The 12,483-nt window shown below is 67.3% G+C and carries 9 protein-coding genes; 2 read left to right on the forward strand and 7 right to left on the reverse strand.

Annotated elements, in window-relative coordinates:
* Positions 1-5 precede the first annotated feature (5 nt).
* Positions 6-1,451, reverse strand: a complete 1,446-nt coding sequence (locus WFI54_RS12360) for an APC family permease (protein WP_336653112.1) — start codon at positions 1,449-1,451, stop codon at positions 6-8.
* Positions 1,452-1,715: 264 nt separating this feature from the next.
* Between WFI54_RS12360 and WFI54_RS12365 the strand changes: the two genes are divergently transcribed.
* Positions 1,716-2,144, forward strand: a complete 429-nt coding sequence (locus WFI54_RS12365) for a DUF6941 family protein (RefSeq protein ID WP_336653113.1) — start codon at positions 1,716-1,718, stop codon at positions 2,142-2,144.
* 100 nt (positions 2,145-2,244) lie between these two features.
* Positions 2,245-3,009, forward strand: a complete 765-nt coding sequence (locus tag WFI54_RS12370; RefSeq protein WP_336653114.1) for an HAD-IIB family hydrolase — start codon at positions 2,245-2,247, stop codon at positions 3,007-3,009.
* A 104-nt stretch (positions 3,010-3,113) separates the two neighbouring features.
* Here the strand turns inward: WFI54_RS12370 and WFI54_RS12375 are convergent, their stop codons facing one another.
* From WFI54_RS12375 to WFI54_RS12400, 6 genes are all read right to left on the reverse strand, one after another.
* Positions 3,114-4,616, reverse strand: a complete 1,503-nt coding sequence (locus WFI54_RS12375) for a malate:quinone oxidoreductase (RefSeq protein ID WP_336653115.1) — start codon at positions 4,614-4,616, stop codon at positions 3,114-3,116.
* Positions 4,617-4,646: 30 nt separating this feature from the next.
* Positions 4,647-5,969 (reverse strand): DNA repair protein RadA, encoded by a 1,323-nt coding sequence (gene radA, locus WFI54_RS12380; protein WP_336653116.1) that lies wholly within the window; start codon positions 5,967-5,969, stop codon positions 4,647-4,649.
* Between the two features lie 73 nt (positions 5,970-6,042).
* On the reverse strand, positions 6,043-7,716 hold the full coding sequence (locus WFI54_RS12385; protein WP_336653117.1) for a helicase HerA-like domain-containing protein: 1,674 nt from the start codon (positions 7,714-7,716) through the stop codon (positions 6,043-6,045).
* A gap of 36 nt (positions 7,717-7,752) precedes the next feature.
* A complete protein-coding gene (locus WFI54_RS12390; RefSeq protein ID WP_336653118.1) occupies positions 7,753-8,829 on the reverse strand; it encodes an HTTM domain-containing protein in 1,077 nt (358 codons plus the stop codon).
* Positions 8,826-9,749, reverse strand: a complete 924-nt coding sequence (locus tag WFI54_RS12395; RefSeq protein ID WP_336653119.1) for a DUF5819 family protein — start codon at positions 9,747-9,749, stop codon at positions 8,826-8,828. The genes WFI54_RS12390 and WFI54_RS12395 overlap by 4 nt, the downstream gene beginning before the upstream one ends.
* 92 nt (positions 9,750-9,841) lie before the next feature.
* Complete coding sequence (locus WFI54_RS12400) at positions 9,842-12,445, reverse strand: choice-of-anchor G family protein (RefSeq protein ID WP_336653120.1); 2,604 nt, start codon at positions 12,443-12,445, stop codon at positions 9,842-9,844.
* Between the last annotated feature and the right edge of the window lie 38 nt (positions 12,446-12,483).

Below are 12,483 nucleotides of genomic sequence, written 5' to 3' on the forward strand. Positions count from 1 at the left end.
TCGAATCAGTCGAGGTCTTCGGCCGAGAGCCTGCCACCAATGCGTTCGGCCAGCTTCGGCATGGTGACGATGATGATGAGACCGACCACGCACCAGGCACCCGCGATCCACGGGAAGTAGGTGTAGGGGGCCTGCTGACCGATCACCTGCACCGCATACACGAAGGCGAGGTAGATGAGGCCGAGCACCGGCATGATGACCTCCCACTTCGGAATGCGGCTGCGGCGGCGGAACACATAGACGATCACACCGATGGAGGTCATGCCGTAGGCGACCACCATGCAGAGTGTGGCGATCGTGGCATACCAGTAGTAGGCGTCGAAGGCGGTGCCGCCGAAGATCGAGATGCCGCCTGCCAGCAGCAATGCCAGCACAATCGTGGTGAGCACGGCGGCGGTAGGCACGCCCGTGCGGGGGTTCGCCACGCCCAGACGCTTCGGGCCGAAGCCGTCGCGGGCAAGCGCGTAGATGAGTCGTGCCGCGGCAGCGGTGGAGCTCAGCACCGAGGCGAATGCCACGACGAAGGCGATGAACGCGATGAGCAGGGCGTACTCGCGACCGATGTAGAGCGTGGAGAGCTCGGTGAGAGTGGAGTTCGATCCGGCGAACGCGGCGACGCCGGCCTCGCCGGTGCCGTAGCCAACGGTCTGGGCGAACATCATCACCAGGTAGAGGAGGCCGGCCACGACGATCGCACCGAGCAGGGCCCGCGGGATGACGCGCCGCGGGTTCTCGGTCTCCTCACCGAGCGAGGTGCCCGACTCGAACCCGGCCCACGACAGGAACGCGAACACCGACGCGGTGAGGATTGCGGTCCCGCTGGCCTCGCCGGGAAGGAATGCACTCCAGTCGATCGTGGCACCCTCGACCGGTGCGTCACCGGTGCCAACGCGCCAGAAGATTACGGCGGCGAGCACGAGCATTGCGAGCACGCCCAGTGAGCCGATCACGAACAGCACCCGAGTGACGATCCGCGATTCCCTGACGTTGAGCACCACGACCAGCACTGACACGACGAGCGCGATGATGATCCACGGCACACTGCGCAGGCCACCGCCGAACTGCTCGGCCCACGCTTCGAAGAAGACGCCAGTGGCGCCGAGGATGCAGGCTGCGAAGAAGAGGTAGGTGCCCAGCAGTGCGAAACCGCCGAAGAAGCCTGCGCGCGGCCCGATGGTGGCACCGGCCAGAGCGTAGACGGACCCTGCGTGGGTGAAGTACCCGGTGAGCCTGATGAAGCCGTAGCCGACGAGTAGCGTGCCGATAAAGGCGAGGGCGAAGGTGAACGGCACGGATTTGCCGACGAGCCCGGCCACGCCGATCCCGTTGAGCGCCATGGCCATCACCGGGCCCATGAAGCCGACCGAGAGGGCGGTGACCTCCCAGATGCGCAGTTTGCGCTTGCCTCCGCCTGCGGTCTCCCGTGCTACCGGGATAGTGGTCTCAGTCATCTGTGCGGACTCCTTCGTCTCTGATGAATGGCGGTGTTGCGTCGTTCGGGGCCGAGATCGTGAGAGATCGGTGCCGAAATGGGTGTTCTCCGCCGAACTGAAATGTACACGAGGATACGCAATTTGCAAAGTGTGACTACTTTGTACAATTTGAGACGGATCGTGTTGCGCACACCGCAGGCCCCATCGCCGAGGCGAATGCAGCGATCCCGACATCCGCCCAGCCCGCCATGCCAGAGTGGAGCCACGATCCGAGGAGGACACATGCGAGTGGCAGCGGCATTCCTGGCCGACGCGGCCAACGTGCGCGAAGGCACGCTGAGCGTACTGTCAGGATTCATCAACACCATCAACCGCGAAAGCTACCCCGCCCCGCTCGGCGCGGCACTCGTGGTGGTCGTCGAATACGACGAAAGCGAATCCCGCCGCGGCGACCCCGAGCGCTCCTTCCGCGCCCGCTGCGAACCCGCCATCGGAGGTGCCGAAATCTTCAGCCTCGAAGGCACCTTCAGCCTCGGCGGCGGCAACGACGCCTCCGGCTACATTCCCATGGTGTTCCCACTGCACGACGCGCAGGTGCCCATGCCCGGCAGCTACCGCATCGTCTTCGAAGGCACCGGCCTCGAACGCGTCGACGTGCGCTTCTACGCCAACGCAACCGAGATGCCGTCACTCGACGAGACAGAGGTGTGATCCACTGCAGCTAATGCCGGCACCATGCGACAGTTGCGGCCGCAAGCTTCGCAGGCGGGTGCGGATCGGCGTCACCCCCGCCGCATGGAAGGATTGAAGCATGACCGAGCTGCCCCGCCTCATCGCCTTCGACCTCGACGACACCCTGGCCCCCTCGAAGTCGCCCGTCGACCCGCGCATGCTCGCGGTATTCGCCCGGCTGCTCGACCGCACCACCGTCGCCGTGATCTCGGGCGGCAACTTCGAACAGTTCGAAGCCCAACTCGTCGACCGCCTCGACACCTTCGCCGGCGTCAACGAAGCAGCACTCGAACGGCTGCACCTGCTGCCCACCTGCGGCACCCGCTACGAGCGGCGCGAGGGCGGCCGCTGGCAGACCATCTACCGCGAAAACCTCTCGCCAGAAGAGCGCGACGCCGCACTCGCAGTGCTGCGCGAAGAAGCCGAACGCCTCGGGCTGTGGGAGGCCGAACCGTGGGGCGAGATCCTTGAGGATCGCGGATCCCAGGTCACCTTCTCGGCCCTCGGCCAGCGCGCCCCCGTCGAAGCGAAGCAGGCGTGGGATGCAGACGGCACGAAGAAGAACACCCTGCGCGCCGCCGTCGCCGACCGCCTGCCAGGCCTCGAAGTGCGCAGTGGCGGCTCCACCTCGGTCGACATCACCCGGCGCGGCATCGACAAGGCCTACGGTATGCGTAAGCTCGAAGCCCACACCGGCATCCCGCTCGACGCCATGCTGTTCGTGGGCGACAGGCTCGACCCTGACGGCAACGACTACCCCGTGAAGGCACTCGGTGTGGCGTGCCGGGAGGTCGAGAGCTGGGAGGACACCGCCGACTTCCTCGAAGCGCTGCTCGCTGACTGAGCGCCCGGCTTCTGCCCGAAATGCCAGAGGGCGCCCTCTCGGACGCCCTCTGGCATTTGCGGAGCTGAGCCGCGGGCCCGCGGCTCAGCTCTCGGAATCGGCGATCAGGCCTCGACGGCCGGCTGCGCAGCCGGAACGAGCCCGAGCACCTCGGCGGTCTCGGCAAGCGTCGCTGCGGCCACAGCCGCATCGCCGTTGACGCCCTCGCCGAGCGCGGGAATCTGCTGCTTGAACGTAGCCTTCCAGCCACCCTCGTACTGCTCGGGGAAGCAGCGCTGCAGCACGTCGATCATGGCGTGCACCGCGGTCGAGGCTCCGGGCGAGGCGCCCAACAGGCCGGCGATCGAACCCTCGGCGCCGGTGATGACCTCGGTGCCGAACTGCAGGATGCCGCCCTTCTGGGGATCCTTCTTCATCACCTGCACGCGCTGACCGGCGGTGATCATCTGCCAATCCTCGGTGCGGGCAGTGGGCATGTACTCGCGCAGCGTAGCCATCTGCTTCTCACGGCTGGCGAGCACCTCGCCGACGAGGTACTTCTCAAGCCCGAACTCGGTGAGGCCGACCTTGAGCATCGGGCCGAGGTTGTGGGCGCGCACCGAACCGGGCAGATCCCACCAGGAGCCCTTCTTCAGGAAGTTGGGGCTGAAGCCCGCGTAGGGGCCGAAGAGCAGGCTCTCCTTGCCGTCGACGATGCGGGTGTCGAGGTGCGGCACCGACATGGGCGGAGCGCCCACAGCGGCCTTACCGTACACCTTGGCACGGTGCTGCTTCACGATCTCGGGGTTGTCGCACTTGAGGAACTTGCCGCTAATGGGGAAGCCGCCGAAGCCCTTGATCTCGGGAATGCCAGAGGTCTGCAGCAGCGGCAACGCGCCACCGCCGGCACCGACGAACACGAACTTGGCGTTCACGATGGTGCGGGCGTGGCCCGAGAGGTTTTCAACGTGCACATTCCAGGTGCCGTCGGCCTGTCGCCGCAGCTTCGTGACGCGCTGCTCCAGGTGCAGCTTCGCGCCCTGAGATACGAGGTGATCGAGGAGCTGGTGCGTGACCGCACCGAAGTCAACGTCGGTGCCGCTCTCTGAGCGGGTCGCCGCGAAGACTTCGTCCTTGGCGCGGCGGTCAACGAGGAGGGGCGTCCACTCCGCGATCTTCTCGGGATCGTCGCTGAACTCCATATCGGCGAACAGGGGCTCATTCTTCAGCAGCTCGTAGCGGCGACGCAGGTAATCGACGTTCGCCTCGCCACGCACGAAGGTCATGTGCGGGGTCGCGTTGATGAACGAGGAGGGCTCGCCGAGCACGCCCTGCTTGACGAGCGACGACCACCACTGGCGGGAGAGCTGGAACTGCTCGTTGATGTCGATCGCCTTCGCAGCCGACAGGGAGCCGTCTTTGCCCTCAGGCATGTAGTTCAGCTCGCACAGGGCTGCGTGCCCCGTGCCCGCGTTATTCCAGGCGTTGCTGCTCTCAGTAGCTACCTGGGAGCGGGACTCGAAGATCTCGATCGACCAGTCAGGCTGCACCTGCTTGATGAGGGTGCCCAGGGTGGCGCTCATGACACCACCGCCGACGAGGACGACGTCTACCGTGTTCTTACTCACGATCGTTCATTCTACCCCTCACTTCAGTGGCTACAGCCCCGCCTGCGATCGGGCACCCTGCAGGGTCTCAGCGGCCGCGTCGACCACTCGGGTGTACCCCAGACGCGCTGCCTCGCCGGCCCGCTGCGCCCCGCCCACGACAGGGCGCACCTCTCCTGCGAGGCTGATCTCGCCGAAGGCTGCGAGATCGTGCGGCAGCGGGCGGTCGGTGATCGCCGACAGCACGGCGAGCGCGATGGCGAGATCGGCAGCGGGCTCGGCCAGCTTCACCCCGCCCACCGTTGAGACATAGACGTCTTGATCGTGCAGGCGCGCACCGATGCGCCGCTCAAGCACCGCAAGGATCATCGCCACCCGCGACGGGTCGACACCGCCGGTGACCCGACGCGGATTGGGGGTGGCACTCTTCGCAACAAGCGCCTGCACCTCGACAGGCAGGGCCCGGCGCCCCTCCAGGGCAACGGTCGCGCAGGTGCCACTGACGGGCGACGCCGACCGGCTGAGAAACAACCCACTGGGATCGGGAACTTCGACGATGCCGCGATCCTGCATTTCAAAGCACCCCACTTCATCGGTGGGACCGAAGCGGTTCTTGAGCGTGCGCAAGAACCGCAGTGACGTCTGCCGGTCTCCCTCGAAGTGGCAAACCACGTCGACGAGGTGTTCGAGCAGGCGCGGGCCGGCCACCGAGCCGTCTTTGGTGACGTGCCCCACCAGGATCACCGGCGTGCCCCGCCCCTTCGCGGCACGGATCAGCGCGCCGGCAACCTCGCGCACCTGCGCCGGGCCGCCCGCCGCGCCATCGACCTCGCCGCTCGCGAGCGTCTGCACAGAGTCGACGATCACCAGTGCCGGGTCGACCTGCTCGATGTGCCCGAGCACCGTGGCGAGATCAGTCTCGCTCGCGAGGAAGAGGGTGTCGTGCATCGCGCCTGTGCGTTCGGCGCGCATGCGGATCTGCCCGGCTGATTCTTCTCCGCTCGCGTAGAGCACGCGCGCCCCCGCCGAGGCCGCGCGCGCAGCGGCATCGAGCAGCAGCGTCGACTTGCCCACGCCGGGCTCGCCTGAAAACAGGATCGCCGCGCCGGGCACCACCCCGCCTCCGAGCACGCGATCCAACTCACCAATGCCGGTCTGCCGGTGCCGCACCGCCTCCCCCGTGAGCTGGGTGATGGGGCGGGCCTCGCGCCCCGCCCCCGGAGCCACCGCGCGCGTGGTGCGGGCGAGCGATGCGCCCGCCGCCGCACGCTCTTCGACGGTGCCCCACTGCTGGCACTCGCCGCAGCGACCGACCCACTTCGAGGTCTGCCACCCGCACTCGGTGCACACATACGCACTACTCGTTCTCGCCATGCGGCGAGCCTAACGCCAGCCTCCGACATTCACGGATCGACAGCGGTCCGGGTGCTCGAGAGTACGCCCCCCCCTACTTCTTGAAGAGGTTGCGCAGCACCTGGTTCACGACGGTGCGCACGCCAGAGGTGACAACCGAGCCGACCCTGTCGACGGTCTTCTTCGTCGCCGCGGCCCGCTCGCGTTCGCGGCGCGCCTCCTCCTGCTCGGCTTTCCGAGCTGCGGCTGCGGCCGCGCGCTCGGCTTCCCGCACTGCCGCACGCTCGGCCGCGGCCGCGGCCTTCTCCTCAGCTTTCGCCTGCGCGGCGGCCTCTTTCTCGGCTGCGGCCCTCGCTTCCGCCTCGGCGCGGGCGGCTGCGGTTTCCTCGGCGCGCTCGGCGAGCACCTCGGTCGCCGAGCGCTCGTTCACGGCTTCGCCGTACTTCGCCTGCAGCGGCGACACCAGCACCGCGGCCTGCACGGTCGCGGCGGGGGCCGGGTTCATCGCCCCCTGCGGCGCGCGCAGCCGCGTCCACGCGACCGGCGTGGGCGCCCCCTTCTCACCCATCACGGTGACGATCGCCTCGCCGGTGCCGAGCGACTGCAGCACCTCTGCGAGCTCGTACCCCGAGTTCGGGTAGGTCGCCACTGTGGCCTTGAGCGCTTTTGCATCGTCGGGGGTGTGGGCGCGGAGGGCGTGCTGCACGCGCGAGCCGAGCTGGGCGAGCACATCGCCGGGAACGTCTTTCGGGGTCTGCGTCACGAAGAACACGCCCACGCCTTTCGAGCGGATCAGCCGCACCGTCTGGGTGATCTGCTGCAGAAACGCCTTCGATGCGTCGGCGAAGAGCAGATGCGCCTCGTCGAAGAAGAACACCAGTTCCGGCTTATCGCGGTCGCCCACCTCGGGCAGCGTCTCGAAGAGCTCTGACAGCAGGAACATGAGGAACGTCGAAAAGAGCACGGGGCGGTCTTGCACGCCGGGCACCTCGAGCAGGTTCACGACACCGCGCTCGATGCCATCGGCGTCGGTGACGGTGCGCAGGAGGTCGGCGGCGTCGAAGGCCGGCTCTCCGAAGAACACGTCGGCCCCCTCGGCGGCGAACGCGATGACGTTGCGCTGGATCACGCCCACGGTCTGCCGCGAGAGCCCGCCGATCTGCGCGATCTGCGCTTTGCCGTCGTCGCTGGTGAGGTACGCGAGCAGCGATTGCAGGTCGTCGAGCCCGATGAGCGGCAGGCCCTGTTCGCGGGCGTAGTAGAAGATGAGGCCGAGGCTCGATTCCTGAGTCTGGTTGAGCCCCAGCACTTTCGCGAGCAGCACCGGGCCGAATGTTTCGATGGTGGTGCGGATCGGCACGCCGACCCCCAGCCCGCCGAGCGTGAAGAACTCCGTTGCAGAGGCCCGCGGCTGCCATTCCTGCCCGATGCCCGCGGTGCGGGCGAGCAGTTTCTCGTTCGCTTCGCCTGCGACGGCGATACCGGAGAGGTCACCTTTGATATCGGCAGCGAAGACGGGCACGCCGTGCGCGGCGATCTGCTCGGCAAGCACTTGCAGGGTGCGGGTCTTGCCGGTGCCGGTGGCCCCGGCGATGAGGCCGTGCCGGTTCAGCATGCCGAGCGGGATGGTGATCTGGGTGTCGGGTCGGGGCTCGCCGTTGACGAGCGCTCCGAGGTCGAGCATCGTGGGGCCGCCGCCGCCCGGGGCCGAGGCGGGGTATCCGCTCCGCACGGCTTCGACCTGTTCTTCGGTCAGTGGTTCGCTCATGCGTTCGCTCCCTCGCGGTGTGTCACTCCCGTCATTTCACAGGGTAGCCGAGGGGCTCGGTTCGCGGTTGGTCGATGCGGCGGATCGCGGCTCACGGGCGGCCCACGAGCGGAATCGCGGATCCCGCTGTCTCACCCAGGTGAGCGCGTGCCGCCAGGTGTCGTCTCTGATGAAGATCATGTCGCCAAGGATCATGACGAGGGAGAACCAGGGCAGGGCGAGCAGCACCGCGATGGATGCGTGCATGCCTGTGACGAGGATCAGCCCGATGATGCGGGTGGGCCTGGTAAGGAGCATCAGCGGGAAAAGGAGTTGGCCGTAAACGCTGACCCAGGTTGTGATGAACACGAGCGGGGTGATTTGCCAGGCGAGATGGCTGAGTGCTGGGAAGATCGTAAGTTCGTCGATCTGCAGCGGGTAGTAGGAGGCAACGCCTGAGGCCCAGGTGTGGCCCTGCAATTTCCAGAGCGCGCTGCTCACGTAGATCACGCACAGCTGGTAGCCGATGAGGATCACCGCGGCATTGTTCGCCAGCACGGGCACCCACCGTGGCAGGTGCCACGACCCCCATCCGAGGGGCGGATCCTCACCCTGCCTGCTGCGTCGTCGCGCATCGAGCGACCACCTGCGCGAGGTGTCGGCGAGCAGCAGGAACAGCAGGAAGACACGGAAGGTCTGGTAGTGCCCGGTGTTGAACACCACAGGGTTGAGGCCGGTGAAGCCGAGCCACATGGCCGTGAACACGGGTGCGGTGATCCGCATGCGCCAGCCGAGCAGGTAGACGACGGCAATGGCCATCAGCAGCAGCGTCTTGGCGAGGCGCACGCCGTCGGGTTCGTCACGCGAGAATAGCGCCGAGATCGGCCAGATGAAGTCGTTCACCGATGAGCTGCGGTAGAACGCCTCCCCCCATCGTGCGCCTTCGCCGAAGGTGTAGGAGAAGTTGGGCAGGTACATTGCGAGGATCACCACGGTCATGCCGCCCATGCCGATGCGCATCAGTGCGAGCCCGTAGCTCGATCGTCGTTCGTCGAGCAGCCAGTGCAAGAAGCCGTCGATCACGAGGGAGGCGAGCCCCCGCCTATGCGGGGTGTTCCGCAGCTGGGTGCTCATTGTGAGGCCTCCTTCGTGCCGGTCTGCGATGCGGCCTCGCCGGTGTCGGCGCTGCCGCCGGTCACGGAGAGCTCAGTTGCTGTTCCGGCTGCCGCGGCCCAAGAACGGAAGGTGCGCGCGAAGGCCTCGCGATCCTGCCCCTGCCATTCGAGAGTGGGGGTCCACCCGAGGTCCGTGTACGAGGAGGCTGGCTGCTCGGCATCGGGGTTGTGGCGGTCGTTCCAGCGAATCACGGGGTCGAACACTGCTCGGGTTTGCACGGCGATGATGGTGCCGGTTTCACCCCACAGCGCTTGCGCGACCTGGGTGGCGTACGAGGTGGTGAAGTTGTCTGCCCTGATGAAGTCTGTGGCTGCGGCTGATTTCGTGGGATCGGCGGCGAGTATGGCGTCGCGCAGCGGGTAGAGCCCTGTTCCATCGAGGTGATTCTCGGCTGCTGCGGCCCGTTGGGCCTCGCTGAGGCCGCGGTAGGCGGCCATCAAGCGTTCGGAGCCGACGATGGAGAGCTGCTTGCGCAGCAGTTTGCGGTAGGGGGCGGCGAGTTCGATTTCGGTGGCGTTGATCCACTGCGAGGTCACCCGCTCACCCTCCGAGGTTTCCACCCAAGCGCGCAGCCACAGCTGCCTGTCCGAGTCGATGGGTTCGGGCGCGAAAATCTTGTAGTCCTGCACGAGATAGGGCTGGATGTAGTTGTTGGCGAGCTGCCAGGCGCTGCTGCTGCGGATCTCGGGTGCCGGTGCGTTGAAGATGGCGGTCAGGGTCATGTGCACCGCGAGCAACAGCACGGTTGCGCCCGCGGCAAGCTTGGCTGCCGGGGATATGGCGGATCTGCGCCCTTCGAAGCGGGGGGTTCGCCCGCCGTCAGCGGTGCCGCGCTCCCCGGTGCTTGCCGCACCGACCTTCTCGATGTGCATGACCATGCTCTTCCCCTCATCGCTCTGCTGCTCTGCGACTGGAATGGTGGTGCGGTGGCCCCGGAGTCTGCTCCGGGACCACCGCGAACCGCCTCAGATCAGATCCGAGTGGTGTGCGGTCGTCGGCGCCGCGAGGCGAGGAAGACCCCGGCGCCTGCGAGCAGCAGCAGCGCACTCACCGGAGCGAGGGCTCCGAGTTCGGCGCCCGTGGTTGCGAGCTTCACGCCTGAGCCGCCGGTCCTTCCTGGCGTTCCCCCGCCTGGCACCCCCTTCGCCACGACGATGACGCTCGCGTTCGCGGTGCGGCCGCTCGTGTCGCCTCGTGCTCCGAAGGCAGCGTTGCCCGGGGCGAAACCCGTCGGCACAACCCAGGCCGTAGTGAAGGTGCCAGAACCGTTTGTCGCGACGGTGCGCTTGCTGCCGTCGGGCAGTGTCACGATCACGTTCTCGCCGGGCTGGAAACCCGTTCCAGTGAGGGTGACGGTGTCGCCGACTCGCACGGTGCCGGGATTCGCCGTCAATGTGGCGGTTCCGTCGGGGTCGGAGCCGGGATCGGCACCAGGGTCAGCGCCGGGATCCGCGCCCGGGTCAGCACCGGGGTCAGTGCCCGGGTCTGTCCTGGGGTCAGTACCCGGATCAGCACCAGGATCTGCACCGGGATCCGTACCCGGATCCGCACCGGGATCCGCCCCCGGATCAGCACCGGGATCCGCACCCGGGTCAGCCCCAGGATCAGCACCGGGATCAGCACCCGGATCCGTGCCAGGATCAGCACCGGGATCCGCACCCGGATCAGCACCGGGATCAGCACCAGGATCCGTGCCAGGATCCGTGCCAGGATCCGTGCCAGGATCAGCACCGGGATCCACACCCGGGTCAGCACCCGGATCCGCACCCGGATCCGCACCAGGATCGGCACCGGGGTCAGTGCCAGGATCAGCACCAGGATCAGCACCCGGGTCAGCACCCGGATCCGTGCCAGGCTCACTCATCGTGGCCACCGACACCGTGATCGCCACCGTGTCGGTGCTGCCACCGGCCTGCAGCGCCGTGATGGTGTGCGAACCGACAGGCACCGTCGGGAACGTCACCGTCCACGTGCCACCGGAGGAGACCGTCGTGGTCTGAGCGGTCTGACCTGGCAGCGACACCGTGATCCCCAAACCCGCCTGGCCTGTGCCCGACACCACCACCGGAGTGGTCGCTCCTGCAGTGGGCACCGGGTAGGAGGCCCCATTCGCCGGTGAGGTGATGTCGACATTGGCGACGGCGAGCGCGTTCGGCCCCACCGTCGCGTTAGCGAGATCCAGGGTCACCGCGGCCATGCCGGGCAACACCGTCAGTCGCAATGCCGTCTCTGAGAACACGCCCGCCGCCGGCGTTTCCTGCACATTGGCGTGCAGCGTGGAGACGAGCGGCAGCAGTTCGGTCAGCGCCGGGCTGAGCACCGCGTTGACGGGTGCGAGCACCGCGGCAGTCAGCCCCGTGATCTTCGTCACCGTGCTCTGCAACGGCGACGCCAGCGCACTGACCACCGCGGCGACACCGCCAGGCAGCCCGAGGCCAAGGCCGAGCAGGCTGACGCCGCTCGTGCTTCCGTCGAGAAGGTTGCCCACCGTCGTGTTGACCGTGAGCACCGGGATCGCCGGGGTCACCTCAGTGCCACCCACGACCACAGCTGGAACCTCTACATTGCCCGTCACTGCGAGGGAACGCAGCGCCGTCGTAGCGCTCTGGGTGACATCGGCGAGCAGGCCGTCGATCAGCGCCAGCGTCGCTGTCTGCACGTACTCGAGCGTGGTGCCCGAGAGCAGGTTCGTGCCAGGGGTGAGATTGTTGAGGTCGAGAATCCCCTCCAGATCAACAATGATCTGGCCGGTGCCGAGATTGATCGTCACTCCCGGATAGGCAGGGTCGGTGAGTTCACCCGTGACCAGACCCGCAGCCGCGTTGAACACGCCTGAGGTGTTGATCGTGAGATTCGCATTGAGCGCCCCGAGACCCGACACTGTGCCGAGCAGCCCCAGCACCCCGGAGTTCAACTGAGCCTGCACCCCGTTCAGCAGGGTCTGCGCACCCGACAGTTCACTCGCCACCGCAGCGGAGAGACCGCTTACGGTCTCACTGCCGATGACAAGCCGCGTTCCCGCGATCTCGTAGTCGCCCACCGCGGCTGCGGGAGCCGCCTGCGAGGCATTCGCACTCACCGCCCCGACGGTCAGATCGAGGGAAGCGATCTCATCGACGAGAGCGGCAGTGGTGTCGCCCGCGAGGGCGTTCACCGCGTTGCCAAGGTTCACGTGCAGCGGGCCGGGAGCCACACCGTCGGCCGGTTCGATGCCCGTGCCGATCGTGCCGGATTCGCTGATCAGCCCCGAGGCGCCCACAGAAGACCCGTTCGGCAGCGCGCTCGCATACTGACCGACAACGCCGGCGCTCGCGAAGTCCAAGGGCAGCTGCACGCCACCCGGAATGGTGACGTTCAACAGCGAAAGCGCCGTGAGGTCAAGGGTGTTCGCGTCCGTGTCGGCGGGAGTGACACTCCCGTTATTCACGGCCGCGGCCCCGGCGAGGGCCGCCACGACATCGGCGTCGAGGTAGCCCAGAATTGATCCGCTCAGAAAGGTGCCCGTCGCGCGAGAGGTGTCGCCCGGGGCCGCCAGAGCAGCCGGGGCCGCAAAGCCCGCGAACGCGAGACCCACAGCCGCAGTTGTTCCGATGGCCAGGGGGCGAAGGCGCG

Source organism: Leucobacter sp. MMO-125 (genome assembly GCF_037148395.1).
Classification (GTDB): Bacteria; Actinomycetota; Actinomycetes; order Actinomycetales; family Microbacteriaceae; genus Leucobacter.